The sequence below is a fragment of the uncultured Stenotrophomonas sp. genome (genome assembly GCF_963519925.1).
Taxonomy (GTDB): domain Bacteria; phylum Pseudomonadota; class Gammaproteobacteria; order Xanthomonadales; family Xanthomonadaceae; genus Stenotrophomonas; species Stenotrophomonas maltophilia_AE.
The window spans coordinates 1-25,962 of sequence record NZ_CAUQPH010000050.1; the positions used below are offsets into that span (position 1 = coordinate 1).

Genomic DNA, 25,962 nt, shown 5'->3' on the forward strand with positions numbered 1-25,962 from the left:
GCGTCACCCAGGGCGCGGCGCTGGGGGCGGTGGCGGCCATCGTGCTCGGTGCCGGCAGCGTGGGCGGCTGGACCCTGCCGTTGGCGGCGTTCGCGGGCGGTGCCACGGCGATCAGCCTGACCTATGCGCTGGCGCGGCCCGGTCGCAACACCGGCACCGCGACGCTGTTGCTGGTGGGGATCGCGATGGCGGCGTTCTGTTCGGCGGCGATCGGCTTCCTGACCTACATTGCCAGCGAAAGCGAGCTGCAGTCGCTGGTGTTCTGGCAGATGGGGTCGCTGGCGCAGGCCGACTGGGCCGATGTGGCGGCGGCGCTGCCGGTGTTCGTGCTCGGCACGGTCGCGCTGCTGCGCCTGGGCACGCCGCTGGACATGCTGGCGCTGGGCGAGCGCCAGGCGCAGCATCTGGGCCTGGACGTGAAGCGCACGCGGTTGAAGTTGATTGCGTTCAGCGCGCTGCTGGTCGGCGCGGCGGTCGCGTTTGCCGGTTCCATTGGTTTCGTCGGGCTGGTGGTGCCGCACGTGGTGCGCATGCTGGTCGGCCCGGGGCACCGCTGGCTGCTGCCGGTGTCGGCGGTGACCGGGGCGCTGCTGATCGTGGTTGCCGATACTGCGGCGCGCACGCTCGATCCGCCGGCGGAGATTCCGTTGGGACTGTTTTCGGCCGCGTTGGGTGCACCGTTCTTCCTGTGGCTGGTGCTGCACCAGCGGCGGAGCGGGGTGGTATGAGTGCACCTTTCCTGCAGCTGGACGGCGTGGGCGTGCGGTTCGGCGAGCGCCCGATCCTGCACGACATCCATCTTGGCTTCGCGCCCGGTACGCTGACCGCACTGGTCGGGCCGAACGGCGCGGGAAAATCCACCCTGCTGGCCGTCGCCAGCGGTGACGTGGAGGCCGACGCAGGGCAGGTGATCCTGCACGATCGGCCGATCGCCCGCTGGAAGGCGATGGCGCTGGCCCGCGAGCGCGCGGTGATGCCGCAGGACCACGCGGTGCGGTTCGCCTTCAGCGTGGAGGAAGTGGTGGCGATGGGACGCCTGCCGCATCCGGCCGATCCGGTCCGCGATGCGGCGCGGGTCGATCAGGCGTTGGACCAGGCCGAGATGGCGCGTCTGCGCCGCCGCGAAGTACAGACACTGTCCGGTGGAGAGGCGGCGCGTGCCACGTTCGCGCGCGTGCTGGCCCAGGACACGCCGCTGCTGTTGCTCGACGAACCGACGGCAGCGCTGGACCTGCGCCACCAGGAGCGCACGCTTCGCACCGTGCGTGGGCTGGCCGATGAAGGTGCCTGCGTGATCGTGGTGCTGCACGACCTCAACCTGGCGGCGGGCTACGCCGATCGCATCGTGCTGCTGGAGCAGGGCAGGGTGGCCGCGGACGGAACGCCCGACCAGGTGTTGACCCGCGAGCACATCGAACGGGTCTACCAGCAATCGGTCGTCGTACTGCGGCATCCGCTCCGCGACGTGCCGCTCGTCGTCGTCAGCTGACGTCGGGTTCTCCCCGCTTTTTGCTGCTCCCCAGCGTCCTAGCATAGTGCTTCCTCCCTGTGGGGGAGGCGCGTGCCGTGCGTTGCGCTGGCTCGCGGGCGGCGTGTCGCATTCAACGCGAATACAACTAATTGCAGCCTCTTTTGAACAATGTTGCATGTGTGGTGGCGCGATCGGCCCGTAATCTTTGCGGCGTTCCACAGGGTCAATCAAGCATCCGCTCGGGATTGACCATTTCGATCGTTTGATAACCCACCACAAGGAAACACACACCATGAAGTTCACCAAGACCCTGATCGCCCTGGCCATCGCATCCTCGGCCGCCATCGCCCCGACCGCCTTCGCGCAGTCGGCCGACCTGTCTGTCACTGGCCGGATCTTCCCGGGCGCCTGCGTTGTCGAACTGGGCAATGGCGGTAACGCCGATCTGGGTGACATCCGCCTGGATACGCTGCAGGTCGATATCAATACTGTTCTTGACGATGTTGATCTTCCCATGAGCGTGACCTGCGATTCCGCCGTCCGCTTCGCGTTCCAGGGCGTCGACAATACTCCCGACACAGCGATCAACGCGTTGCAGTATGGGTTGGGGCTTACCTCGGCTGACGAGAAAATCGGCAGCGCCCGGCTTGGCCTGGTTGACGTCACCGTTGATGGTGAGGAAGGCCAGCCACGGACGTCCGACGACGGCGGTGTGAACTGGGTGATCCATGCGTATCCGGAATACGCTCACATCGGGAAGGACCACCTGCTTGGTTTCAGTGCCGCGGGACCGAATGCGAGCCCGGCCGCCATTGAAAACCTGCAGGGCACCCTGAAAATCAGGGCCACCATTGCGCCGACCAGCGCCTTGACCGTTACCGACGAAGTTCTGATCAACGGCAGCGCGACCATCAACCTGTTCTACCTGTAATTGCATCATCGGCTTCGACGTGCCGCATATGCGGTGCGTCGGAGCATCTGACAGACATCAAGAGGAATATTCCATGAAGCTTTCCACTGCGCTGATTGCGCTGGCCGTTTCCGCTTCGGCCGCCATTGCCCCGACTGCCTTCGCGCAGTCGGCCGACCTGTCCGTCTCTGGCCGGATCTTCCCGGGCGCCTGCGTCATCGAAATTGGCAACGGCGGCGTCGCCGACATGGGCGATATCCGTGCAGACACCCTCAATGCCGACTTGACCACCGTCCTTGAACCGGTCGACCTCCCGGTTACCGTCACGTGCGAGTCGAAGGTCCGCTTCGCACTTCAGGGAACTGACAATGCCGAGAACAGTTCTCCGTCGTCGTCCTACTACGGCCTCGGGTTGACCCCGGCCGACGAGAAGATTGGCGGTGTGTCCTTCAACCTTTCCGATGTGACTGCTGATGGGGGCGCCGGATACTTCACGCGTTCCTACACCAACGGCCAGAACTGGACCCCGGCCACCGCCGGCGGTCCTTACAACATTGGCAAGAAGGACCTGGTGGGTTTTGCAAAGACGCAGGGCGGCAACACGGGCCCGTCTCCGATCGAATCGCTGCAGGCCGTTCTTCGGGTTGGTGCCTACATCCAGCCGGCTAGCAGCCTTACGCTTACCGATGAGATCGTCATCAACGGCAGCGCAACCATCCACGTAATGTATCTGTGACTGGCAGTTCCCGGTGCAACACAATGCCACGATGAAACGGATCTGCCTGTAACAACCGGCTCCGGCGCACCCAGGTGTGCCGGAGCTTTTTTTGAGCCCAGATGTTCCGCTTTCACCATGGCTTCACGGCATCGGGCGCATGAATGCGCCCAGCAAGGCAACAGCATCGCCCCGGCACCCGGCCGGGGGCTTGTGAATCGGGGGATTCATCGGCTGCGCATTGCTTCATCCATCGCGCGGGCAATATGCAGCCAGATACCCTTGAGGAGCTGGTCCCATGGCTATCGCACGCCTCGCTGTCCCCGTCCTTGTCGCGGGCCTGGTGGCCCTGTCCAGCGCGCAGCACGCCCGCGCCGACGGCATGACCCCGGAAAGCTCGATCGTGATCCTGCCGACCAACCAGGCGTCCACGTCGATCCTGGTCAAGAACACCGGCAAGACCACCGACATGTTGATGGTGGATATCAAGCCCATCGACGAAGACACGGTCGAAGTGGCGTCAATCGACCCGCCGTCCGGCACGACGACGGTCAAGGCCGGCCAGCAGCAGAAGGTGACCTTCACCTTGTTGGACGAAGCCAGGAAAACCGAGGTGCAGCGCTTGCGCCGGGTCGTATTCGAGGGCGCCACGGGCAGGATCAAGCGCGACAAGAAGCGCAACGAAGTGGGCGTGACCGTGAGCCAGAACCTGCCATTGCTCATCCATCCCGCGAAGCTTGAGCTGGTCAGTGATCCCTGGAAATTCCTGAAGTGGGCCGTGTCCGATGGCAATCTGACGGTCAGCAACGACAGCCCCTACGTCGTGCGTCTGTCGCAGAAAGCCGTGTCGCTGCCCTCCAACGCCGAACTGGGACTGCCCCGTTCCTACGTGCTGCCCAATGGGCGCCTCACCATCAAGCTTCCGCCCAAGGCGGCGACGGATGGCAGCATTCGAATCTACCCGGCCACCGTGTACGGCTTCCAGACCGATCATTTTGACGCGCCGATAGCCAAGGCAAAGTAGCTTGGCGAATCCGACGTAATGGGCCTCATTTTGCAAGAACTTGCATATTGAGCGGCGCAAATGACCCGTATTGTTCGCGACGTTCCATTGTGTCAATCGAACATTCATTAGCGATTGCTCAATTCAATCGTCCGCGAATCAAGCCACGAGGTATCCACCATGAAGCTCACCACCACGCTGATGGCCCTGGCCATCGCTTCCTCCGCCGCCATCGCGCCGAACGCCTTCGCGCAGTCGGCCGACCTGTCCATCACCGGCAAGATCCTGCCCGGCGCCTGTGTGATCGACCTCGGCAATGGCGGGGTTGCCGACTTCGGCGACATCCGTTCGAACGCGCTCGAGACCGATACCAGCACCCCACTGGATGCGGTGGAGCTGACCATCAGCGTCACCTGTGACGCCGAAACCCTGCTCGCGTTCGAGGGCTTCGACAATACCGACGGCAGCTCGTACGTGGCCCACCGCTATGGGCTGGGCCGCACCGCCGAGGACGAGAAGATCGGCAGTGCGACGATCGGGCTGAAGGGCGTCAGCATCGACAGCAAGCCCGGCTTTGCGACCACCTCCTACGATGGCGGCGCAACCTGGTCCAACGGTGTTGCCGGCAACCCTGCGCCCATCCCGACCGACGGCATGGTCGGCTTCACCGAGACCCAGGGCGATGCCGACGGGCCGTCGGGCATGAAGAGCCTGCAGGGCACGCTCGAAGTCAAGGCATTCATCGCGCCGAGCGCCGCGCTGACCCTGACCAGCGAGGTGCTGATCAACGGCAAGGCCACCATCAACGTGATGTACCTGTAACGGTTCACCAGCCTCCGACGCCGCGCATCGCCGCGCGCGTCGGACAACGGTAGTGGTGGTTTCACCGGTACTGATCCCTGCGGAGGTTGCGATGCTGACGCTTTCCAGAATGCTGATGGCGATTGCCTGCGTGGTGCTGGCGCCGCGCGTCTGCGCGCAGTCGCTGGACCTGAGTATCGTGGGCACCATCCTGCCGGGAGCCTGCAGCGCCGAGCTCGGTGGTGGAGGCGTAATCGACCTGGGCACCGTACTCGCCGAGAAACTGGATCCGGTCGAAGAGACATCGCTCGCCCCGGTGCTGGTCCCGCTGACAGTGACCTGCCAGGTACCGGTGCTGTTTGCGTTCAAGGGCACGGACAACACCGGCGACAGCGCCTCGGTGGTGACCCGTTATGGCCTGGGGCTGACAGCGGATGGCGAGAAGATCGGCGGCGCGGTCATCCGGTTCAGGGACCCGACGTCCGACGGCGCGCCGGTCTACTACACGCGCTCTGAAGATGGCGGGCAGGAGTGGGAGGTCAGCGGCAACACCGGTACCACCTGGCTCGGAAAGGCCTCGATCAATGGCTTCGCCGCCGCCGAAGGTTCGGTGGGCGGCCCGGACCACCTGTCGTCGCTGCAGACCCAGCTTGAGATCCGCACCTACATCCAACCCACCAGCGCGTTGACCATCGACGGCAACGTGCCGATCAACGGGCGGGTCACCATCGACCTGATCTACCTCTGACCCCCTACTGCTGGAAGAGGATGCCACCATGAAGCTTGCCACGTTCCTGCTTGCCGTCGCCTGTGTCGCCGCGGCGCCACGTGTCCTTGCGCAATCGGCCGATGTTTCCATCAGCGGTCGGATCCTGCCGGAGGCATGCGACGTCCAGCTGGGCAATGGCGGTGTCGCCGACCTGGGCATCATCAATGCGGCGACGCTGAATTCCAGCACCTACACCGACCTGGATCCGGTGTCGCTGACATTGGCGGTGTCCTGCGGATCGCCGGTGCTGCTGGCCTTCGAGGGCAACGACAACCGCCACGAAAGTGCCGCGTATACCAACATGTATGGCATGGGGTTGACCCCGGAATCCGAACGCATCGGCGGGGTCGAGCTCAGCCTGGGCAATGTGACCGTCGATGGCGTGCCCGGCTATGGCACCGCATCTTCCGACAGCGGTGCCACCTGGGATGCGTCCAGCGCCGCGCCCTTGAGCGACATGCCACCGAACCGGTTGCGCGGGTTCGCCAAGGAACTGGGCGTGGTGGACGGCCCCGCGCCGACCACCACGTTGCAGGGCAACGTGGTAATCGGCGCCAGGATCCAGCCGACCGAGGTGCTGCGCCTGAAAGGTGAGGTGGACATCAGCGGCAGCATCAGCCTCAATGTGATCTATCTGTAAGCGAACGACTGCGGCCGCAGGCCGCTGCGGTGCCGTTGTGCCGGAACCGGCGTGAGCGCGGTTGCGGTTGCTGGTGAATCGGGGGATTCCAGGCAACAGGTACGGGGTGATGGGCCGGACAGATACGGTTCAATCGATGCAATGGATGGGCAGCCTGCTGCTGTGCGGCTCCCTGCTTGCGACGCCTGCGCGGGGCCAGCAGCTGGCCGCTGAAGCGGGTGCGCCCGTTGACGTGGTTGGCGAGGGACAGGACGAGGACGAAGAACTGGAGTTCGATGCCGACCTGCTGCGGCAGCGCGGCCTGGACCCGAAGCTGGGTGAGTACCTGAGTCGCGGCGCACGCTTCACCCCCGGCGAGCAGCGGGTGACGCTGGTGGTCAACACCCAGCGGATCGGCGAGGCGGTGGTCCGCTTCGACGAGGAGGGGCGACTGTGCATGGACCAGGCGCTGCTGGACCGCGCCGGATTGAAATCTCCCAAGCCGAGTGGCGCTGGCGGCATGCTGGCCTGCGACGATTTCAGGCGGGCGTTCCCGGCCACGGTGGTCGAAAAGGATCCCGGCATGCGCACGGTGACCCTGCTGGTGCCCGGCGAGAGCCGCCAGCCGGGGCGGGGCGGCGTGGACGGATTCGTGCAGGGCGGGGTGGGCGGCCTGTTCAACTACAGCGTGATGGCCACCCGCAGCGATGGCAGCAGCGGCGCCAGCACCTACGTGGCGGCGATCACCGAGGCCGGCTTCAACGCCGGCGACTGGATCTTCCGCAGCCGCCAGAACTACACCCGCTCGAAGGAGAAAGCGACCCTGGACGTTACCCAGAGTTACGCCCAGCGCAGCTTCGCCCGCTGGAAGACGGTGGTGCAGCTGGGTGAGCTGGACATGCTCAGCCCGGTGCTGCCCGGCACTGCGTTCACCGGCGTGCAGCTGTTGCCCGAAGCCGGGCTGCAGGTGTCCGACGGTCCGGTGATCAGCGGCATCGCCGACTCTACCGCGCGGGTGGAAGTACGCCAGCGCGGTGTGCTGCTGTATGCCACGGTGGTGGACGCCGGGCGTTTCAGCCTGTCCGGCCTGCCGGCGCTGTCGGCGTTGACCGATGTGGAGGTGAGGGTGATCGAGGCCGACGGCAGGGAACACGGCTTCACCGTGCCGGCGGTGGCCCTTGCCGGGCTGGTGCGCCCGCAGAGCGGCTACACGCTTGCGTTGGGGCGGGTACGCAACATGGAGCTGGCGCCGGGACGGCAACCCTGGGTGGCCAGTGCCAGCTGGAGCGGTGCGCTGGGCGGCCGCGGCACCGGCAGCGTGGCGGCGATGGCGGCGCAGGACTACGCTGCGCTCGGTAGCAGCGCGTTCCTGGGCTGGCGCCATGGCACCTCGATCAATCCCTACGTGCTGCTTTCGCAGGCACGCGACGACGCCGGCACGCACACGGGTTGGCATGCGGGCATCGGCGTGCAGCAGGTGCTGGGCAGCCAGCTTTCGCTCAATGCGGGGGTGGCGATGCAGTCCCGCGCGTACCGCGAGCTGGTCGATGTGATGTCGATCGATGCCAGCGGCGGATCCCGCGCGCGCTACCGCGAGCAGGCCAACCTGTCGCTGAGCTGGTCGACGCGCTGGCTGGGTTCGATCAGTGCGGGGTACTCGCGCGCCACCGTGTTCGACGGGCGCCCGACCTCGCGCGCGTCGTTGTCGTGGGGCCGCAGTTTTCCCTGGGCGTCGGTATCGCTCAACGCCGAGCGTGACCTGGCACAGCGCGACGTGCCGGACGGCAGGCGGGACACCGTGGAGGGCGATGCCTACCGGGTATACCTGAGCGTGAGCGTGCCCCTGGGCGGTCGCCGGCAGGCACGCGCCAATGTCCAGCACGACCGCTCCGGGGAACGCGTCGGCCTGTCCTACAGCGATGCGCCCAGCGATACGCTCAGCTACCGGCTCGCGGTCGATCGGGATTCCTGGACCGGCCGGACCGACAGCAGCGCCTCGGCCGCCTGGCTGCCCCGCTATCTGCAGACCAGTGTCTCGTATACGCGCTCCAGCCTGGGGAACTCGTCCAGCTCGGTGTTGATGAGTGGGGGCGTCGCCCTGCATGGTCGCGGCGTCACCCTGTCGCCGTATCCGATCCAGGATACGTTCGGCATCGTTGCGCTCAGCGACAGGATCGCCGGGGTGCAGATCGGTACTCCGTATGGCCCGGTCTGGACCGATGCGTGGGGCAAGGCGGTGGTGGCGCAGCTCACCCCTTACGTGACCAGCCTGGTCGAGGTGAACACCAACAGCCTGCCGCGCAACATGATCCTGGACAACGGCGTGGTATCGCTGGATGCCGGGCGCGGCGCGGTGGCGCAGCTCGACCTGGACGCGCGCTTCAGCCGGCGTATCCAGCTGTTGCCGAAGCATCCCGACGGCACCGCGCTGCCGCACGGCACCACCGCGTTCCGCAGCAACGACGACCTGGTGGGGATGGTCACCGCCGCGGGCTCGCTGTTCGTCCGCGACGCGGTGGACGGCGAGATCCTGGAGCTGCACCTGCCCGACGAACGCGTGTGCACGCTCAGCTACCGCCTGGACGAGCACGAGGATGAAACCGTGACCATGCCTTCTGCGACGGTCATCTGCACGCCCGGCGTGGCGGAGGCTTCACCATGAGCATCCACGGACAGGCGGTGCGGCTGATGTTGTTGCTTCTGCTGCTGGCGACGGGTGGCGCGGCGCAGGCGCGGATCGATCCGCTCAAGCGTTGCACCATGACGCTGTCACCGGGAATGATCGACTACGGGCAGCTCACCTCCGTGCAGGCCACCCCCCTCCCGTTGGCGTTGTCGCGCGGGCCGGGGCTGATCCGCCCGACCGGCATCCCGCTGCCCGCGCGCACGCTGTTCCTCAACCTGGTCTGCCCGCAGCCGATCAACCTGACCATGCTGTTCCATGCGCCTTCACGCAATTCGTCACAGTACGATTTCGGCGGCGGGGGCGGCTATATCCTGCGCGTGCACGACGTGCGGGTGGACGAACTGCCCGTGGACATCGGCCTGGTGACGGTGCCCGGCGAGCCGCCGACCACCATCGCCGAACGCCTGGAGTGGCTGCCCGAGCATGCATGGGTGCCGATGCGCGCGGGCATGCAGGTACCCGGGAGCCGACTGTCGGCGCAGATCGACGTGGAAACCTGGGTCAGCGCCGACCTGGCCGCGCTGCGCGATGCGCAGGTATGGGAAGCGGAAGGCATCATCGATGCCGAGGACGCCCGTCAGTTCGCCGCGCTGGGACTGCGGGCGCAGGCGATGCCGCGCTCGTGCACGCCGCGGCTGACGCCGTCGGTGCTCGAGCTCGGCACGGTGCCGCGCAGCAGCCTGCATGCGGACGCCGCCTACGCACTGCCGCGGCGGACGGTGCAGCTGCAGTTGAACTGCAGCGGACCCACGCGGCTGGCGGTGAAGCTGCTGGACAACCGCGCCGGCACCGAGGCGGGTTGGGCGGCCGACATACCGGGCCCGGCACGCTTCGCCCTGGCACCGCGCGGCGGCGGGGTGGCAGGCATCTACATGCTGTCGTTCGGCGCGGTGATCATGGACGGGCAGACGATGCAGGTGCTGCGCGGCACCGGCGAGCGTGCCGACAACTGGAGTGGCCAGGAGGAGGGCGCGCCGCTGCAACGCTTCGACGCGCATGCCGCGGTGTACGCCTTCGCCGCGCCCGGCCAGGTCGTGCCCGGCGCCGTCGACAACCTGAGTGCGCCGCTGCAGGTGGATGTCCAGCTGGCGCCGACTTCCGTGCTGGAGGCCGGCGAGGAGGTGCTGCTCGACGGCGGGGTCACCGTCGAGATCGTGTACCTGTAAGGCCGCTTACCAGCCGAACGTCGCCGTTGCCATCACGCTGCGGCCGCTGCCGTAGTAGCAGGACGACACCCCGGTGCAGGTGGACACGTAGCGCTTGTCGGCAAGGTTGCTAGCGTTGAGCGCCAGTTTCACGTCGGTGCTGCCGAACTGGCCCAGGTCGTAGCGGATCGCGGCGTCGAACAGGGTGTAGGACGGAATGCGGTACAGGTTGGCGCTGTCGCCGTAGCTGACGCCGTTGTAGCGCGCGCCGGCGGCCAGGCTGAGCCCGCGCAGGCGGCCGGCCTGGAAGGTGTAGTCGGCCCAGAACGAAGCGGTCAGGTCCGGCACCATCGCCAGCTGCCTGCCGCGATAGGCGCTGGAACGCAGCATTTCCGACTCCATCCGCGATGCGGCACCGATCACGCTCAGGCCGGCGACAGGGGTGACGCGGCCTTCCAGTTCGATGCCGCGCACGCGTCCTTCATCGCCCTGGATGGAACAGACCACCGTGCCGGTGGCGCCGCAGTTGCGATGGCTGGCGACCGGATCGTCAACGATCATGTTTTCCTGGCGCAGGTCGTACACCGCCAGGGTGACCAGGCCGTCGACGCGGGCCGGCTGGTACTTCAGGCCGGCTTCCCACTGCGATCCGGTGACCGGCTCGAAGGCGGTGCGGGTGAAGCTGTCCAGCGGCGACTTGGTGGCCGGCTGGAACGATTCCGCATAGCTGACATACGGGGTAAGCCCGTTGTCGAACACGTACAGCAGGCCGCCCCGGCCGGTGAACGCTTCGTTCTTGATCACGTTGTGCGGGCCGGGTTGGGACACGCCGGTGGCGATGTTGCGGGTGGCGCTGAGGGTGTCGTCCTTGGTCCAGTCGTAACGCCCGCCCAGGGTCAGGCGCCAGTTGCCGGCGGCGAGCTGGTCCTGCAGGTACACGCCGCTCTGGCGGTTGATGCCGCTGGTGGGCGTCTCGCTGGTGACCGTGGGCTGGTAGGGCAGGTAGACCGGGTTGAAAATATCGATCGGGCGCGGGTTGCTCATCGCGCTGCGCACGCCTTCCCAGTCCGCACGCTGCCAGTCCCAGCCGAGCAGCACGGTGTGGTCGACCGCGCCGGTGGCGAAACGCGCCTGCAGGCGGGTGTCGAAGGTGTCGCCGTCCGAGTCGCCGGTACCCTGCACGCCGCGCCGGTTCTGGGTGCGGCCGTCGGCGTTGAGCGCGCCGAAGGTGACCACGCCTCGGTAGAGCGAATCCACATGGGTGCGGCGTGCGTTCTGGGTCAGGGTGAGGTGCTCGTTGAACGCGTGCTCGAACATCCAGCCGGCCGTCCACAGCGTGCGGTCGTAGGTGTTCCAGTCCGGCTGGCCGATGAAGGTGCTGCTCTTCATGTGACCGTACGGGGTGGCGGTGAGCGTGCCGGCCATCGGCAGGAACTGGTAGGTCGAACCGCCATCATCCTTCTGGTACATGCCCAGCAGGGTGAGGCGGGTGCGCTCGGCGATCTGCCAGGTGTAGCTGGGCGCCAGGAACCAGTGTTCCTGCTCGGTGTGCTTGATCTGGGTGTCGCCATCGCGATACAGCCCGACCAGGCGCAGCAGGTGCGCGTCGTCAGCGCTGCCGCCGCCCACGTCGAAGGCCGCGCTGTACTGGCCGTCCGCATTCAGGCCCAGGCGCAGCAGCTGCCGCTGGTCCGGGGTGGGGGTCTTGCTGACCTGGTTGACCATGCCCCCGGGAGCGACCTGGCCATACATCACCGCGGAAGGGCCCTTGAGCACCTCGACGCGGTCCAGGTTCCAGCTGTCGAACATGCTGCGGTTCCACTGGCTGCCCTGCGGTGCGCGCATGCCATCCAGGGTTACGTTGTTGGCCCAGCTGCCGGCGTCGAAACCGCGGATGCGGAAATCGTCCACGCGGTTGTCGATGCCGCTGCTTTCCAGGCTTACCCCGGCAACGTAACGCATGGCGTCGTTGAGCGACTGCACGCCGCGCGCGTCCAGTTCGGCGCGTTCGATCACGGCGATCGACTGTGGTGTTTCGGCGATGGCGGTGCTGGTCTTGGTGGCGCCACTGGTGCTGTTGGTGGCGCGGTAGGCGTTGACCTGCACGGCGTCCAGCGCGGTGGCGGTCTGCGCGAGCACGGCAGGTGCGAAGGCGGCTGCGGCCAGGCCGCAGGCGAAGGCAAGCAGGTTGGGACGCAACCGGCGGAATGAAGCGGGGGAGGAGGTCATGGCGGAATCCGGAACGTGCGCTCCCATTCTAGAGACTTCCCTGAATGATGCAATTGCGACCTATTCGCATGTAAGTCCTGATCGGGCGGTTTTGTTGCACTGGTGAGTGGTGTGCCGGGAGTACGACTCCAGTGTTTCATTGATGTGGTGAATAAAGCCTTGCGTGGCGAGGGCAGAGGTCTAGAATGCGCGGATATCCCCGCTGACCACCGCCATGACTTCGATGCCGCTCCTGACGTTCTTTACTCGCACCCGCGCTGTCGCGGGACGGGCGCGTCTGCCTCGCGGTGCATCTGGCGGCTGATCGATCCACGATCAGCGCAGCACCCCCGACAGAGCGCCCACCGGGCGCTCTTTTCGTTTCCGCTTTTCCATTCCGTTCCAGAACCGTTCGAAGGAGAACGTGCCATGCACCAGATCGCCGAGCCCCAAACCTGGCCGCACCCCGTCAGCCAACGGCGGCGTGCGGCTCCCTGAAGTTGGCAGCAGCGAGACCCATCCCATGAACACCCAGACTCTCAATCTTCGGCGCAACCTCGGCATCATTGCCCACATCGACGCCGGCAAGACCACGCTCACCGAACGCCTGCTGTGGAAAACCGGCGAGATCCATCGCGTCGGCGAAGTCCACGACGGCGCCGCGACCACCGACTTTTCGGCGATCGAACGCGAGCGCGGCATCACCATCGGCGCGGCCGCCGTGCAGGCGCATTGGGCGCCGCGCGACCAGCCGACCCACCACCTGACCCTGATCGACACGCCCGGGCACATCGACTTCGCCATTGAAGTGGAGCGTTCGCTGCGCGTGCTGGACGGCGCGGTGGCGGTGTTCTCGGCCGTGGACGGCGTGCAGCCGCAATCGGAAAGCGTGTGGCACCAGGCGCGTCGCCATGGCGTGCCGTTGATCGCGTATGCCAACAAGATGGATCGCGTCGGCGCCTCGTTCCAGCGCGTGCTCGACCAGCTGCAGGACAAACTGCAGGCGCGGCCGTGGGCGCTGGGTTGGCCGCTGGGCGCCGAGGGTGACTTCCATGGCTGGGTCGACCTGGTCGAACGCAGCACGGTGCGCTGGGACGACGCCGGCCAGCCGACGCGCAGTGCGTGGACCGCCGCCGAACAGGGCGAGTGGGAAGCGCGCCGCGCTGCGCTGGTGGAAGCGGTGGCCGACCACGACGAGGTGCTGGCCGAAGCCTGGCTTGCCGGCGACGCGGTGGACGCGGCGGCGCTGCGCGCCGCACTGCGCCGGGGCACGTTGGCCGGTGCCGGCGTGCCGGTGCTGGCGGGTGCTGCGTTCAAGAGCAAGGGCATCGAAACCCTGCTCGACGCGATCGTGGACTACCTGCCTGCGCCGGAAGACCGGCCGGCGGTGGTGGCCACGACCGACGCAGGCGAGCTGTCCCTGCCACCGGACCCGAATGGCCCGCTGGCAGCGCTGCTGTTCAAGATCACCCACCAGCACCATGGTGCGTTGAGCTTCGTGCGGGTGTATTCGGGGTCGTTGAAGGTGGGCGATGCGTTGGCCAGTTCGCAGCATGCGCAGGGACGCCGGGTCAGCCGGCTGGTGCGGGTGCAGGCCGACCAGACCCATGACATCAAGCAGGCCGTCGCCGGCGACATCGTGGCGGTGCTGGGCTGGAAGGATGCGGTGAGCGGCGAAACGCTCAGCGCGCCGTCGCGCCCGCTGCTGCTGGATACCATCCGCGCGCAGCAGGCGGTGCTGGCATGGCGGTTGACCGCGGAAAAGTCGGCCGACCTGATCCGCATCGCGCAAGGTCTGGCCAGCCTGGCCCAGGAAGACCCGTCGTTCCATGTCGACACCGATGCGGAGACGGGTGAAACCCTGGTGTGGGGCATGGGCGAACTGCACCTGGAGGTGATGGTCGAGCGGCTGCGCACCGAATGGAACGTCAACGTGCGTACCGGTGCGCCGCGCGTGGCCTACCAGGAAACCCTGCGGCAGGCCTTGAGCGGGGTGGAAGGCAAGGTGGTCAAGCAGACCGGCGGACAGGGACAGTACGCCCGGGTGGTGCTGGATGTCAGTCCGCGCGAGGACGGCGAGGTGCATTTCGTCGACCGTACCGCGGGTGGTGTGGTGCCGCGCGGATTCGTGGCGGCGGTGGAGAAGGGCGTGCGCAGCGCACTGCTGGAGGGCCCGCGTGGGCATCCGGTGGTGGGTATCGAGATCGCGCTGGTCGACGGGCAGACCCATGCCAAGGATTCGTCGGACATGGCCTTCCACCGTGCCGGTGCCGAAGCGGTGAAAGCTGCCCTGGCGCAGGCTGGCACGACCCTGCTGGAGCCGGTGATGGAAGTGGCCGTCCATGTGCCGTCGGCGAACGTCGGCGACGTGGTAGGCGACCTCAACCGCCGCCACGGTCGCATCGCCCTGATCGAAGACCAGGGCGGTCGTGCCGAAGTGCTGGGCTACGCGCCGTTGGCGCAGCTGTCCGGTTACACCACCTCGCTGCGCTCGCTGACCCAGGGACGCGCGTCCAGCGACATGCGCTTCACCGGCTACGAAGAAGTAACGGCGGCGTAGAAAGCGCCGCCGTCAGGAATGGGAACGGGGGCCGACAGTGTCGGCCCCCTGGACACGCATGGCGTGTCCCTACGCAGCAGCCCACCCCCAACGTTCGACCCCCCAAACCCGAGCGACCAAGGATCGTAGTGACACGCCATGCGTGTCAAAGCCATGACCCTGCGCACGTAACTGCCATGCGTGTCAAAGCCATGACCCTGCGCACGCATCTACAATAGCGCGCAACCGTTGATCCCGGACCCCCCATGACCACCCCCCATTTCTACCCCATCGGCACCCCCGGACACCCCTGGGGCGACGCCGAACGGGCCGCATGGCGCGCACGCCAGATCGTCCAACGCAGCTACGCCGAAGACGTAGTAACCGCGCTGCACGCGCTGCCTGAAGCATTCACCATCGAACGATACGGCCAGCTCGAAGCCGGCACCGACACCTACCCGCTGCTGCTCGCCATGACCCGCGACTGGAACCCGGCGCTGCCCACCGCACTGGTCACCGGCGGCGTGCACGGCTACGAAACCAGTGGCGTGCACGGCGCGCTGCAGTTCCTGCGCGACCACGCCAGCGACTACGCCGGCCGCATCAACCTGATCGTGGCACCCTGCGTCTGCCCGTGGGGCTACGAGCGCATCCAGCGCTGGAACCATGACGCGCTCGACCCCAACCGCAGCTTCCGTGACGGCGGCCAGATCACCGAGTCGTCCGCCTTGATGGCCTGGATCGCAGCACGCAACGACAACCTGCGGGTGCACCTGGACCTGCACGAAACCACCGACAGCGACGCACATGAATTCGACCCGGCGTTGGCCTCGCGCGACGGCAGGGCCTGGGTGCCGGAAACCATTCCGGACGGCTTCTACGTGATCGGCAACAGCGAGAATCCGGAACCGGCGTTCCAGCGGGCGCTGATCGCGGCGGTGGAGCCGATCACCCACATCGCCCCGGCCGACGCCCACGGCAACCTGGTCGGCCTGCCGTTGCAGTCCCCGGGCGTGGTCTGGGGCGAGTCGCGCTCGATCGGCGCCTGCGCCGGATTCACCGATGCGCGCTTCGCTACCACCACCGAGGTGTACCCGGACAGCCCGCGCACCACCCCGGCGCAGTGCAATGCGGCGCAGGTGGCAGCGGTCCGCGCAGGGCTGGATTTTGCATTGTCGTCACCGTAGACCGGCTAGTTTCACGGTCTACAGCTGACGGCGCGCGCGCGTTGCCCTTGGTTGACGCGCGTGCAGTCCGGCGAGAGTCCGGCAGCACGGGTTTCCACACTGCCTGCAGCCCTTGCTGCCGGTTCCAGGGAGCACCATGACGGCTGCAGTATCGACCGGTCCCTTGCTTGCCGACGGCTTCGGTCGCCGCTTTCCCTATCTGCGCCTGTCGCTGACCGAAGCGTGCAACTTTTCCTGCAGCTACTGCCTGCCCGATGGCTACCAGGCCGACGGTCGCCCGCGTTTCCTGGACGTGGATGAAATCGGCCGGCTGGTCCGCGCTTTCGCCACGCTGGGGATGCACAAGATCCGCCTGACCGGCGGCGAACCCAGCCTGCGCCGCGACCTGGACCAGGTCATCGAGCGCGTCGCCGGCACGCCCGGCATCCGCAAGGTGGCGATCACCACCAACGGCACCCTGTTGCCGCGGCGCCTGCCCGGCTGGCACCGCGCTGGCCTGACCGCGCTCAACGTCAGCATGGACAGCCTGCGCCGCGAACGCTTCCACGCCATCACCGGGCACGACCGCCTGCCGGAGATCCTGGAAGGATTGGAGCGGGCACAGGCGATCGGGCTGCCGTCGGTGAAGCTCAACGCCGTGCTGCTGCGTGGGCTCAACGATGACGAACTCCCCGCATGGATGGAGTTCCTGCGCGAGCGCCCCTTGAGCGTGCGCTTCATCGAACTGATGCGCACCGGCGACAACGCCGACTATTTCCAGCGCCACCACCTGAGCGCCAGCACGGTGGTGGAGCAGCTGCTGGCCGCCGGTTGGCGGCTGCGCCCTCGCGCCGCCGACGCCGGACCCGCGCGTGAGTACACCCACCCCGCGCATCGCGGCAGCATCGGCGTGATTGCGCCGTATTCCCAGGATTTCTGCCAGGGCTGCAACCGTCTGCGGGTGACCGCGCGCGGCGACCTGCGGCTGTGCCTGTTCGGTGAGTTCGGAGTGCCGCTGCGGCCGTTGTTGCAGCATGACGATGACCGCGACGCGCTGCTGGCCCGAATCACCACCCAGCTAGGCCTGAAGGCCGCCGGCCATGGCCTGCACCAGGGCCGCACCGGGTTGACCCCGAACCTGGCCTCGATTGGAGGATGAGCAACAGATGAGTGGCGACCTGTCCGTGGCCTTCCACATGGCCGACGTGCGCGACAAGCGCGTCACCCGACGCCGCGCGGTGGCGGTGGGCGAACTGCTGGCCGGGCCGGTGGCCTACCCGCTGATCGTCGCGCGCCGCCTGCCCAAGGGCGATGCGCTGGTGATGGCCGAAGTGGCCGGGCTGCAGGGGGCGAAGATGGCGTCGATGCTGATGCCACTCTGCCACCCGCTACCGCTGGAGCTGGTACGCGTGCACTGCGCGCCGGTCCCCGAACGGCAGGCGATCCGGGTCTGGTGCGAATGCGCCAGCGAAGCGCGTACCGGGGTGGAGATGGAAGCGCTGGCCGGCGTCAACGCCGCGCTGCTGACCCTGTATGACCTGAGCAAGCCGGTCGAGCCGGCCTTGGAGATCAGCGCGGTGCGCCTGCTGTTCAAGGAAGGCGGCAAGCGCGGCGTGTGGATCCATCCCGCCGGCATGGACGCGGCCGAGCGCGAACGCTACCAGCCGCGCGCGCCGCGCCAGCTGCAGGGCGCCGCGTGCGCGGTGATCACGCTCAGCGACCGCGCCAGCGACGGCAGTTACGAAGACCTGTCTGGTCCGCGCCTGGTCGAGGGACTGCAGGCACTGGGCGGCAGCGTGACCGCAGCCGAAGTGCTGCCCGATGGCGTACAGCCGCTGGCGGGCCGGCTGCAGGCGCTTGAAGCGTCCGGCGTACGGCTGTGCCTGTGCACCGGCGGAACCGGGCTGGGACCGCGTGACCTGACACCCGAGGCGCTGCTGGCGGTGGGCGGGCGTCGCGTGGACGGACTGGCGCAGATGGTGCGCAGCCTGAGCGCGCAGCACACGCCGATGGCCTGGCTGAGCCGCGCCGACGTGGTGCAGCTGGGAAAAATGCTGGTGTTCGCACTGCCCGGCAGCCCGCGTGCCGCCAGCCAGTGCCTGGACATCCTGGCGCCGGTGCTGGGCCATGCGTTGCAGATGATCGACGGCGGCGACCACCGATGATGGCCTACGCCGACGCGCTGCAGCGGATGCTGGCGTGCGCGCACGTGCTGCCAGCGGAGACCGTGGCACTGGAAGACGCCGCCGGACGCGTGCTGGCGCGCGATGTGGACAGCCCGCAGAGCCTGCCGCCGTTCGACAATTCGGCGATGGACGGCTTCGCCTTGCGCTGCGATGGCGTGCCGATGGAGGCCGGCACCGAACTGGAGGTGCAGGGCTGGCAGGCCGCGGGCGACGACGCCAGCGCGGGCGGGCAGGGCGCGTGGGAGATCATGACCGGTGCGCGCATGCCCGACGGGCTGGACAGCGTGATTCCGGTCGAACAGGTCCGTGTACTGTCGTCGGCGGCGGGACGCCCGCAGCGGATCGCGCTGCTGCAATCGGTGACACCGGGCCAGTTCGTGCGGTTGCGCGGCCAGGACGTGGGCAGTGGTGAAACGGTACTGACGGCCGGCAGCAGCCTGTCCTTGAACGCCTGCACGCTGCTGAACGCCACCGGCGTGGGCCAGGTCGAGGTGCGCGCGCAGCCGCGGGTGGCGGTGATCTCCACCGGCCGCGAGCTGGTGACCGACGCCGGCCAGGCGTTGGGCGGTGGGCAGATTCGTGACAGCAACAGGCCGTACCTGGTCGGTCGCCTGCAGGCCGCCGGGGCCCGCGTGGTGTGGCAGGGCGTGGTCGGCGACGACGTCGCCGCCTTCGATGTCGCGCTGCAGGCCGCGCTGGACGCGGGTGCGCAGCTGGTGCTGAGCACCGGCGCGGTGTCGCAGGGGCGCTACGATTTCATCCCCGACGCGCTGCGCGCGCGCGGGGCAACGATCCACGTGCACAAGGTGGCGATCCGTCCAGGCAAGCCGCTGCTGTTCGCGCAGCTGCCCGGGGGGACGCTGTACTTCGGGTTGCCCGGCAACCCGGTATCGGCCGCGGTCGGCCAGCGCTTTTTCGTGGAACCGGTGTTGCGGCGGCTGCTCGGCATGGCCGCCGAGGCCACGCTGCAGCTGCCGTTACGGGCCGACGTGCGCAAGCCACCCGGGATGCGCTTCCACGCGCGCGCGCGGGTGGAACTGGGTGCGGACGGACAGCTGTCGGCGCGGGTGCTGGCCGGGCAGGAATCGTTCCGGCTGATGTCGATGCTGCAGGCCAATGCCTGGGTGGTGCTGGACGGTGAAGATGACGTGGCACGGGCGGGTACGCCGGTGCAGGTACAGGGTTGGGGGCACCGCGATCCGGTGCGCCTGGCCGCCATGGAGGTGTCATGAACATGATCGAGCTGCAGCTGTTTGGTGCGTTCTCCGAGCTGGTGCCCGAGCGGGTGTTGCAGGTCGAGGTGGAGGGCGATTCGGTCGCGGACCTGCGCCGGGCCCTGCAGGTCCAGCTGGCAGCGCGCTGGCCCACGTTCCGCAGCGGCCTGCTCGATTATTCGGCGTTCGCCGATGAGGAGCGGGTGCTGCGCGACGATGACGCATTGCCTGTTGATGGGCGGGTCGCGGTGCTGCCCCCGGTGAGCGGAGGTTGAGCATGCACGAGCGCCAATGCCTGCGGGTGGTGGAACGCAGCGAATCCGCGCTGGATCCGGCCGAGGCGATCGCCTTCGTCTCCGATCCCGGTTTCGGCGGCATCGATATGTTCATCGGCAAGGTGCGCGACCTGAACCACGGACGTGCGGTGCAGGGCATTAGTTACGACCTGTTCGTGCCGCTTGCGGTGGCGACCTTCCAGCAGCTGGCGGCCGAGGTGGAGGCCGAATTCGGCCCACGCCTGAAGCTTTACGTTGGCCATGCCAAGGGGCGCCTGGCGGTGGGCGAGGTGGCGGTGGTGGTCGCAGCCGGAACGCCACATCGCGACGAGGCCTTCCGCGCCTGCCGTGCGCTGATCGAGGCGGTCAAGCACCGTGCGCCGATCTGGAAGCAGGAACACTACGAGGATGGCGACAGCGTCTGGAGCGAAGGCTGTTCGCTGTGCCATTCCGATCCCGTACACGACAGGACCGGCGCATGATCCACACGATACGAGGCGTGCTGTGCCTGCTTTCGCTGGTGGTCGCGCTGCCCGCTGGTGCGGCGGGGCTCACCGTGTCCGCAGCGTCCAGCCTCACCGAAAGCTTCCGCGACATCGCCCAGGCGTATGAGCGCGCGTATCCGGGCGCCGACGTGGACCTTAACTTCGCCGCGTCGGGCGTGCTGCTGCAGCAGGTCGCGCGCGGCGCGCCGGTGGATGTGCTGGCCACGGCCGACACCGCCACGCTCGACCAGGCCGCGCAACAGGGCCTGCTCATGGCCGGCACCCGCCAGCTGTTCGCCAGCAACCAGCTGGTCGTGGTCGTCCCGCGGGACGCGCGCAGCGTGCCTGCCACGCTGGCCGCGCTTGGCACGGCGGGCGTGCAGCGGGTGGCGATCGGCAACCCGGACAGCGTGCCGGTCGGCCGCTATGCGCGCACTGCACTCCAGGACGCGGGCCTGTGGCAGGCAATGGCCGCCAGGACCATCACCACCCAGAACGTACGCCAGTCGCTGGACTATGTGGCGCGTGGCGAAGTGGATGCCGCCTTCGTGTACTCGAGCGACCTGAAGGCCGCGGACGGCAAGGTGCGGCAGGCGTTCGTGGTGCCGTTGAAGTCACCGATCTCGTATCCATTGGCGGTGGTCAAGGACACCCGCCACGCGGTCGAGGCACGCCGTTTCGTGGCCTTCGTGCGCTCGCCGCAGGGGCAGGCGATCCTGCGCAGGCATGGTTTCGGCGCCCCCTGACCCATGGCGCTGGACTGGACCGCGTTGTGGTTGTCGCTGAAGGTGGCCGGCTGCGCGACCGCGATCAACCTGGTGCTGGGGGTGGCGCTGGGTGCGCTGCTGGCGCGTCATCGCTTTCCGGGGCGTGAGCTGCTCGATACGCTGTTGACGCTGCCGATGGTGTTGCCACCCACCGTGCTGGGCTACTACCTGCTGGTGGTGATCGGCCGCAACGGACCGCTCGGCGCGTGGCTGCAGGACACGTTCGGGATCAACCTGGTGTTCACCTGGCAGGCGGCCGTGATCGCCGCGGCCGTGGCCTCGCTGCCGCTGGTGTTCAAACCGGCCCGCGCCGCGTTCGAAGCGGTGGACGGCCAGCTGGAGCAGGCCGCGCGCACGCTGGGCGTTTCCGGCGTTGCACTGTTCCTACGGGTGAGCCTGCCGTTGGCCTCGCGCGGCATCCTGGCCGGGCTGCTGCTGGCGTTCGCGCGTTCTATGGGCGAGTTCGGCGCCACCCTGATGGTCGCCGGCAGCATTCCCGGCCGTACCCAGACCCTGTCCATCGCGATCTATGAAGCGGTGCAGGCCGGGCAGGACGCCAAGGCCAATGGGCTGGTGATCCTCACCTCGGTGGTATGCATCGTGATCCTGCTGGCCGCGGCGCGGCTGGTGGGCCGTCGACAGGCGCCGCGCGATGTGGCTTGAACTCGACATCCGCCGGGTCTTCAGCGCGCCCGGGCAGCAGTTCGAGCTGGATATCCAGCTGCAGTGCAGCCAGCGCCAGGTGGTGCTGTTCGGGCCGTCGGGCGCCGGCAAGAGCCTGACCCTGAAAGCCATCGCCGGGCTGATGCGGCCGCAGGCGGGCAGCATGCGCCTGGGTGGTGAGGTGGTGTTCGATGCTTCGCTGGGTATCCATCGGCCTCCACAGCAGCGACGGCTCGGTTATGTGTTCCAGGACTACGCGTTGTTTCCCCACCTGAGCGTGCGGCAGAACATCGGGTTCGGCCTGCACCATGGCTGGTTCAACCCGCCGCGACGCGAGCGCGACGCAGAGGTGGAACGCTGGATGCGCGCATTGCGCATCGAGCACTTGGCGCAGATGCTGCCGTCGCAGCTGTCGGGTGGGCAACGCCAGCGGACCGCACTGGCGCGTGCGCTGGTGACCCGGCCGCAGGCCCTGCTGCTGGACGAGCCGTTCGCCGCGCTCGACCATGACCTGCGCGCACACCTGCGCCAGGAACTGCTGGACGTGCTGGCCGCCACCGACGTGCCACTGCTGCTGATCAGCCACGACCCGGCGGACGTTGCGATGTTCGGGCAGCAGGTGGTGGAACTGGTGGACGGCAAGGTCCTGCGCTGAGCGAAGGTGTCGGATTCCGGATAGCCCGGGTACGTCTCACACCCGATTTACAAATTGCTCTCCATCCTGAACCCTCCATTCTGATGCGGACGCCGGCCATGTCCTCGAATGTCGTCAAGATGACGCGCATGCAACTCACCGCCATGGTGGTAGGCGGCATGATCGGCGCGGGGATCTTCTCGCTGCCCAGGACCTTTGCCGGTGCCACCGGTCCGCTGGGCGCGGTGGTGGCCTGGACCATCGCCGGCCTCGGCATGTACACCCTGGCGCGGGTGTTCCAGATGCTGGCCGAGCGCAAACCCGATCTCGACGCCGGTGTGTTCGCCTATGCGAAGGAGGGGTTCGGCGATTACCCTGGCTTCCTGTCCGCGTTCGGTTACTGGATCGGCAGCTGCATCGGCAACGTCTCCTACTGGGTGTTGATCAAATCCACCCTGGGCGCGTTCTTCCCGGTGTTCGGTGACGGCAACACGGTGGTGGCGATCCTGGTCGCCTCGGCCGGTATCTGGCTGTTCCACTTCATGATCCTGCGCGGCGTACAGCAGGCCGCGGCGATCAACAAGATCGTCACCATCGCCAAGGTCATTCCGATCATCGTGTTCCTGGTGATCATCGCCTTTGCGATGAAGATGGACGTGTTCCGCTTCAACTTCTACGGCGGCGACCTCACCGGCAGCATTTTCGAACAGGTCCGGGCCACGATGCTGGTCACCGTGTTCGTGTTCCTGGGCATCGAGGGCGCCAGCGTGTACTCGCGCTACGCCAAGGACCGCAAGGACGTCGGTGCGGCCACCATCACCGGGTTCCTGGTCGTGACCACGCTGATGGTGCTGGTCACCCTGCTGCCGTTCGCGGTGATGGAGCGCGCCGACATCGCCGGCATGCGCCAGCCGTCGATGGCCGCGGTGCTGGAGGCCGTGGTCGGGCGCTGGGGCGCGATCTTCGTCAGCGTGGGCCTGCTCATTTCGGTGCTGGGCGCGTACCTGACCTGGTCGCTGATCTGCGCCGAGGTGCTGTCGGCGGCGGCGCGCACCAAGGACATGCCGGCCGTTTTCGCGCGCGAGAACGCCAACGGCGTGCCGGCCAATGCGCTCTGGGCCACCAACATCATCATCCAACTGATCGTGATCTCCACTTATTGGTCGCGCGACGCCTTCTCGTTGATGCTCAACCTGACCAGCGCGATGTCGCTGATCCCGTTCCTGCTGGTGGCGGCCTACGGGCTGCAGATCACCAGACGCGGGGAGACCTACGACCAGCGGCCCAACGAGCGGGGGCGCGACCTCACGCTGGCGATCCTGGCCACGATCTACACCGCGTTCCTGCTGTATGCCGGCGGGATCAAGTTCATCGTGCTGTCGGCGGTGCTGTATGCCCCCGGCAGCCTGCTGTACTTCTGGGCGCGGAAGGAGCAGGGCGGGAAGATCTTCACCAAGGCGTCGGACTTCATCATCCTGGCCGTGGCGGTGGTGGCTGCCCTGGTCGGCGTCTACTGGATCGCGACAGGCTACATCCAGATCTGACCGGCCATGACGTCCGCCACGGGGAGCCGCAAGCTGTCGCTGCTGGAGCTGACCGCGCTGGTGGTCGGCTCGATGATCGGGTCCGGCATCTTCGCGTTGCCGTCGGCCTTCGCCGCCAACACCGGCGTCTACGGCGCGCTGCTGGCCTGGCTGATCGCCGGCACCGGCATGCTGATGCTGGCCTTCGTGTTCCAGTCGCTGTCGCGGCTGAAGCCGGAGCTCGACACCGGCATCTACGCCTACGCCAAGGCCGGGTTCGGCGACTACGCCGGCCTGCTGTCGGCGGTGGGGTACTGGCTGGGCTGCTGCCTGGCCGATGTGGCCTGCCTGATCCTGATCAAGGCTACCCTGGGCCAGTACTTCCCGGCGCTGGGCGACGGCACCACGGTGCTGGCGATCCTGTCCGCCTCGCTGCTGCTGTGGGCCTTCCACTTCCTGATTCTTCGCGGGATCAAGGAAGCGGCCCTGATCAACACCATCGCCACGGTGGCCAAGCTGGTGCCGCTGGCGGTATTCATCGTATTCCTGTTCATCGGCTTCCGTGCCGACATCTTCGCGCTGAACCTGTGGGGGTTCGAGCCGCCCGGCGCGTCCACGCTGTGGGAGCAGACCCGCGGCACGCTGCTGCTCACCGTGTTCGTGTTCGTGGGTATCGAGGGCGCCAGCGTGTACTCGCGCTATGCCCGGCGCCGCGAAGACGTGGGAATTGCCACGGTCGCCGGCTTCCTTGGCGTGCTGTGCCTGCTGGTGATGGTCACCATCCTGTCCTATGGCGTGCTGCTGCGGCCGGACCTGGCCGCGCTGGCGACGCCGTCGATGGCCGGGGTGATGCAGGCCATTGCCGGTCGCTGGGGTGGTCTGTTCATCAGCATCGGCCTGTTGGTATCGGTACTGGGCAACTACCTGTCGTGGTCGCTGCTGGCGGCCGAGGTGCTGCACTCGGCGGCGCTCAACGACGCCATGCCACGCAGCCTGGCCCGCGAGAACCGCGCCGGGGTGCCGAGTGCGGCGCTGTGGTTGACCAATGGCGTGATCCAGGCGTTCCTGCTGGTGAGCTGGTTTGCCGACTACGCCTTCACCCTGGCGTTGAAGATGACCAGCGCCATGACCCTGGTGCCGTACCTGCTGGTGGCCGCCTACCAGCTGAAGTTGTCGCTGGGTGGCGCGGACGCCCCGGACGCCGCCGCACATGCGCGGATGCGCTGGATTGCCGCCATCGCAACGCTCTACGCCGCCGCGATGCTGCTGGCCGGCGGCAGCCGCTACCTGCTGCTGTCGGCGGTGTTGTACGTGCCCGGTTCGATCCTGTTCTGGCGCTGGCAGCGGCAGCGCGGCATCGCGTTCCGGCCGGGCGAACGGGTGGTGCTGGTGGTGCTGTGCGTGATGGCGGTGGTCGCGCTGGTCGGTTTCGGCAGCGGCCGGTTGCGATTGTGATGCGCGACACCCTTGGACCGCCATGGCGGACAGCGCTGCTGCGGTTGAGCGCGCCGTACCGCGGGCCGCTGTGCCGCACCGGGCAGGTGCTGGGCACGCTGTTCTTCATTGCTTCGCTCACCCCCAGCCTGGTGCCGCGCGGTTACGTGGCGCAGGGGCTGCTGTCGGGGGTGTGCGTTGCGTTGGGCTACCTGATCGGCGTGGCGCTGTCCGCGCTGTGGCAGCGTTTGATGCTGCCCACCCTGGGCGAGGGCAGGCTGCGTCGTGCATTGCGCTGGCTGCCATGGGTCTGTGTGCTGGCCTGCGTGCTGATGGCGTGGTGGGTGCGCCCTTGGCAGGACTCGGTGCGCGCGGTGATGGGGCTTCCCCCGATGGACGAGGGCTTCTCGCTGCGGCTGCTGCTGCTCGCGCTGCTGGTATTCGCGGTGCTGCTGGTGTTGGGTCGTGCGTTCGCCTGGGTGGCAGGCAGGGTCGGCACGTTGTCGCGTCGGGTGATGCCGGCGCCGGTGGCGCGGCTGCTGGGCATCGTAGTGGCGGCGGTGCTGTTCTTCAACATCGCCAACGGGGTGCTGCTGCGTGGCGCATTGCACGCGGCCGATGCATCGTTCCGCAAGGCCGACGCGCTGATGCCGCCCGACGCCACCGCGCCGGACCGCCCCGGCAGCAGCGGTGGCCCCGGTTCGCTGGTGGCGTGGGAGCAGATGGGGCGGGCAGGGCGCGAGTACGTC

General features: G+C 67.7%; 25 protein-coding genes. 23 read left to right on the forward strand and 2 right to left on the reverse strand.

The genetic code is table 11. From position 1 onward, the window contains the following. The 10 genes from RWO33_RS10865 to RWO33_RS10910 form a co-directional block, all read left to right on the forward strand. The coding region (locus tag RWO33_RS10865; RefSeq protein WP_314104833.1) for an iron ABC transporter permease at positions 1 to 728 on the forward strand (728 nt) is incomplete at its 5' end. Then, entirely contained in the window at positions 725 to 1,489 is a 765-nt protein-coding gene (locus tag RWO33_RS10870) for a heme ABC transporter ATP-binding protein (protein ID WP_314104834.1), read from the forward strand. The genes RWO33_RS10865 and RWO33_RS10870, both read left to right, overlap by 4 nt. Positions 1,490 to 1,763: 274 nt before the next feature. Continuing rightward, a complete protein-coding gene (locus RWO33_RS10875; protein ID WP_314104835.1) occupies positions 1,764 to 2,402 on the forward strand; it encodes a DUF1120 domain-containing protein in 639 nt (212 codons plus the stop codon). 73 nt (positions 2,403 to 2,475) lie between these two features. Next, entirely contained in the window at positions 2,476 to 3,117 is a 642-nt protein-coding gene (locus tag RWO33_RS10880; protein ID WP_314104836.1) for a DUF1120 domain-containing protein, read from the forward strand. A 277-nt stretch (positions 3,118 to 3,394) separates the two neighbouring features. Next, positions 3,395 to 4,120 carry a fimbria/pilus chaperone family protein gene (locus RWO33_RS10885; protein ID WP_314104837.1) on the forward strand — a complete coding sequence of 242 codons (726 nt, stop codon included), beginning with the start codon at positions 3,395 to 3,397 and terminating at the stop codon, positions 4,118 to 4,120. A 159-nt stretch (positions 4,121 to 4,279) separates the two neighbouring features. After that, complete coding sequence (locus RWO33_RS10890) at positions 4,280 to 4,921, forward strand: DUF1120 domain-containing protein (RefSeq protein WP_314104838.1); 642 nt, start codon at positions 4,280 to 4,282, stop codon at positions 4,919 to 4,921. A 91-nt stretch (positions 4,922 to 5,012) separates the two neighbouring features. After that, a complete protein-coding gene (locus RWO33_RS10895; protein WP_314104839.1) occupies positions 5,013 to 5,648 on the forward strand; it encodes a DUF1120 domain-containing protein in 636 nt (211 codons plus the stop codon). 28 nt (positions 5,649 to 5,676) lie between these two features. After that, complete coding sequence (locus RWO33_RS10900) at positions 5,677 to 6,309, forward strand: DUF1120 domain-containing protein (RefSeq protein WP_314104840.1); 633 nt, start codon at positions 5,677 to 5,679, stop codon at positions 6,307 to 6,309. 136 nt (positions 6,310 to 6,445) lie between these two features. After that, a complete protein-coding gene (locus tag RWO33_RS10905) occupies positions 6,446 to 8,950 on the forward strand; it encodes a fimbria/pilus outer membrane usher protein (protein ID WP_314104841.1) in 2,505 nt (834 codons plus the stop codon). After that, positions 8,947 to 10,140, forward strand: coding sequence for a DUF1120 domain-containing protein (locus RWO33_RS10910; RefSeq protein ID WP_314104842.1), 1,194 nt, complete (start codon positions 8,947 to 8,949; stop codon positions 10,138 to 10,140). The genes RWO33_RS10905 and RWO33_RS10910 overlap by 4 nt, the downstream gene beginning before the upstream one ends. Positions 10,141 to 10,146: 6 nt before the next feature. Here the strand turns inward: RWO33_RS10910 and RWO33_RS10915 are convergent, their stop codons facing one another. Continuing rightward, the gene (locus RWO33_RS10915) at positions 10,147 to 12,348 is read right to left on the reverse strand and encodes a TonB-dependent siderophore receptor (RefSeq protein WP_314104843.1); all 2,202 of its coding nucleotides are present in this window, start codon (positions 12,346 to 12,348) and stop codon (positions 10,147 to 10,149) included. Positions 12,349 to 12,663: 315 nt separating this feature from the next. Then, entirely contained in the window at positions 12,664 to 12,858 is a 195-nt protein-coding gene (locus RWO33_RS10920) for a hypothetical protein (RefSeq protein WP_314104844.1), read from the reverse strand. Here RWO33_RS10920 and fusA point away from each other — a divergent pair. The 13 genes from fusA to RWO33_RS10985 form a co-directional block, all read left to right on the forward strand. Beyond that, positions 12,851 to 14,887 carry an elongation factor G gene (fusA, locus tag RWO33_RS10925; protein WP_314104845.1) on the forward strand — a complete coding sequence of 679 codons (2,037 nt, stop codon included), beginning with the start codon at positions 12,851 to 12,853 and terminating at the stop codon, positions 14,885 to 14,887. The genes RWO33_RS10920 and fusA overlap by 8 nt on opposite strands. A 245-nt stretch (positions 14,888 to 15,132) precedes the next feature. Further along, entirely contained in the window at positions 15,133 to 16,053 is a 921-nt protein-coding gene (locus RWO33_RS10930; protein WP_314104846.1) for a M14 family metallocarboxypeptidase, read from the forward strand. Between the two features lie 136 nt (positions 16,054 to 16,189). After that, positions 16,190 to 17,191, forward strand: a complete 1,002-nt coding sequence (gene moaA / locus RWO33_RS10935; RefSeq protein ID WP_314104847.1) for a GTP 3',8-cyclase MoaA — start codon at positions 16,190 to 16,192, stop codon at positions 17,189 to 17,191. A 7-nt stretch (positions 17,192 to 17,198) separates the two neighbouring features. Beyond that, a complete protein-coding gene (gene moaCB, locus RWO33_RS10940; RefSeq protein WP_314104848.1) occupies positions 17,199 to 18,197 on the forward strand; it encodes a bifunctional molybdenum cofactor biosynthesis protein MoaC/MoaB in 999 nt (332 codons plus the stop codon). Further along, positions 18,194 to 19,450 carry a gephyrin-like molybdotransferase Glp gene (glp, locus tag RWO33_RS10945; protein WP_314104849.1) on the forward strand — a complete coding sequence of 419 codons (1,257 nt, stop codon included), beginning with the start codon at positions 18,194 to 18,196 and terminating at the stop codon, positions 19,448 to 19,450. The genes moaCB and glp overlap by 4 nt, the downstream gene beginning before the upstream one ends. Then, complete coding sequence (locus RWO33_RS10950; RefSeq protein ID WP_314104850.1) at positions 19,447 to 19,707, forward strand: MoaD/ThiS family protein; 261 nt, start codon at positions 19,447 to 19,449, stop codon at positions 19,705 to 19,707. The genes glp and RWO33_RS10950 overlap by 4 nt, the downstream gene beginning before the upstream one ends. Positions 19,708 to 19,709: 2 nt before the next feature. Then, a complete protein-coding gene (locus RWO33_RS10955; protein WP_314104851.1) occupies positions 19,710 to 20,189 on the forward strand; it encodes a molybdenum cofactor biosynthesis protein MoaE in 480 nt (159 codons plus the stop codon). Beyond that, positions 20,186 to 20,938, forward strand: coding sequence for a molybdate ABC transporter substrate-binding protein (gene modA / locus RWO33_RS10960; RefSeq protein ID WP_314104852.1), 753 nt, complete (start codon positions 20,186 to 20,188; stop codon positions 20,936 to 20,938). The genes RWO33_RS10955 and modA overlap by 4 nt, the downstream gene beginning before the upstream one ends. Positions 20,939 to 20,941: 3 nt before the next feature. Beyond that, positions 20,942 to 21,622, forward strand: coding sequence for a molybdate ABC transporter permease subunit (gene modB, locus RWO33_RS10965; protein WP_145477647.1), 681 nt, complete (start codon positions 20,942 to 20,944; stop codon positions 21,620 to 21,622). Continuing rightward, entirely contained in the window at positions 21,612 to 22,277 is a 666-nt protein-coding gene (locus tag RWO33_RS10970) for an ATP-binding cassette domain-containing protein (protein ID WP_314104853.1), read from the forward strand. Before modB ends, RWO33_RS10970 begins: the two co-directional genes overlap by 11 nt. Before the next feature lie 98 nt (positions 22,278 to 22,375). Next, positions 22,376 to 23,800, forward strand: coding sequence for a basic amino acid/polyamine antiporter (locus tag RWO33_RS10975; protein ID WP_314104854.1), 1,425 nt, complete (start codon positions 22,376 to 22,378; stop codon positions 23,798 to 23,800). 6 nt (positions 23,801 to 23,806) lie between these two features. Further along, the gene (locus RWO33_RS10980) at positions 23,807 to 25,234 is read left to right on the forward strand and encodes a basic amino acid/polyamine antiporter (RefSeq protein ID WP_314104855.1); all 1,428 of its coding nucleotides are present in this window, start codon (positions 23,807 to 23,809) and stop codon (positions 25,232 to 25,234) included. Continuing rightward, the coding region (locus tag RWO33_RS10985; RefSeq protein WP_314104856.1) for an alpha/beta-hydrolase N-terminal domain-containing protein at positions 25,234 to 25,962 on the forward strand (729 nt) is incomplete at its 3' end. The genes RWO33_RS10980 and RWO33_RS10985, both read left to right, overlap by 1 nt.

Coding starts and splice junctions, on each gene's coding strand:
- RWO33_RS10870 (WP_314104834.1), top strand. CDS start 725: ATGAGTGCACCTTTCCTGCAGCTGGACGGCGTGGGCGTGCGGTTCGGC.
- RWO33_RS10875 (WP_314104835.1), top strand. CDS start 1,764: ATGAAGTTCACCAAGACCCTGATCGCCCTGGCCATCGCATCCTCGGCC.
- RWO33_RS10880 (WP_314104836.1), top strand. CDS start 2,476: ATGAAGCTTTCCACTGCGCTGATTGCGCTGGCCGTTTCCGCTTCGGCC.
- RWO33_RS10885 (WP_314104837.1), top strand. CDS start 3,395: ATGGCTATCGCACGCCTCGCTGTCCCCGTCCTTGTCGCGGGCCTGGTG.
- RWO33_RS10890 (WP_314104838.1), top strand. CDS start 4,280: ATGAAGCTCACCACCACGCTGATGGCCCTGGCCATCGCTTCCTCCGCC.
- RWO33_RS10895 (WP_314104839.1), top strand. CDS start 5,013: ATGCTGACGCTTTCCAGAATGCTGATGGCGATTGCCTGCGTGGTGCTG.
- RWO33_RS10900 (WP_314104840.1), top strand. CDS start 5,677: ATGAAGCTTGCCACGTTCCTGCTTGCCGTCGCCTGTGTCGCCGCGGCG.
- RWO33_RS10905 (WP_314104841.1), top strand. CDS start 6,446: ATGCAATGGATGGGCAGCCTGCTGCTGTGCGGCTCCCTGCTTGCGACG.
- RWO33_RS10910 (WP_314104842.1), top strand. CDS start 8,947: ATGAGCATCCACGGACAGGCGGTGCGGCTGATGTTGTTGCTTCTGCTG.
- RWO33_RS10915 (WP_314104843.1), bottom strand. CDS start 12,348: ATGACCTCCTCCCCCGCTTCATTCCGCCGGTTGCGTCCCAACCTGCTT.
- fusA (WP_314104845.1), top strand. CDS start 12,851: ATGAACACCCAGACTCTCAATCTTCGGCGCAACCTCGGCATCATTGCC.
- RWO33_RS10930 (WP_314104846.1), top strand. CDS start 15,133: ATGACCACCCCCCATTTCTACCCCATCGGCACCCCCGGACACCCCTGG.
- moaA (WP_314104847.1), top strand. CDS start 16,190: ATGACGGCTGCAGTATCGACCGGTCCCTTGCTTGCCGACGGCTTCGGT.
- moaCB (WP_314104848.1), top strand. CDS start 17,199: ATGAGTGGCGACCTGTCCGTGGCCTTCCACATGGCCGACGTGCGCGAC.
- glp (WP_314104849.1), top strand. CDS start 18,194: ATGATGGCCTACGCCGACGCGCTGCAGCGGATGCTGGCGTGCGCGCAC.
- RWO33_RS10950 (WP_314104850.1), top strand. CDS start 19,447: ATGAACATGATCGAGCTGCAGCTGTTTGGTGCGTTCTCCGAGCTGGTG.
- RWO33_RS10955 (WP_314104851.1), top strand. CDS start 19,710: ATGCACGAGCGCCAATGCCTGCGGGTGGTGGAACGCAGCGAATCCGCG.
- modA (WP_314104852.1), top strand. CDS start 20,186: ATGATCCACACGATACGAGGCGTGCTGTGCCTGCTTTCGCTGGTGGTC.
- modB (WP_145477647.1), top strand. CDS start 20,942: ATGGCGCTGGACTGGACCGCGTTGTGGTTGTCGCTGAAGGTGGCCGGC.
- RWO33_RS10970 (WP_314104853.1), top strand. CDS start 21,612: ATGTGGCTTGAACTCGACATCCGCCGGGTCTTCAGCGCGCCCGGGCAG.
- RWO33_RS10975 (WP_314104854.1), top strand. CDS start 22,376: ATGTCCTCGAATGTCGTCAAGATGACGCGCATGCAACTCACCGCCATG.
- RWO33_RS10980 (WP_314104855.1), top strand. CDS start 23,807: ATGACGTCCGCCACGGGGAGCCGCAAGCTGTCGCTGCTGGAGCTGACC.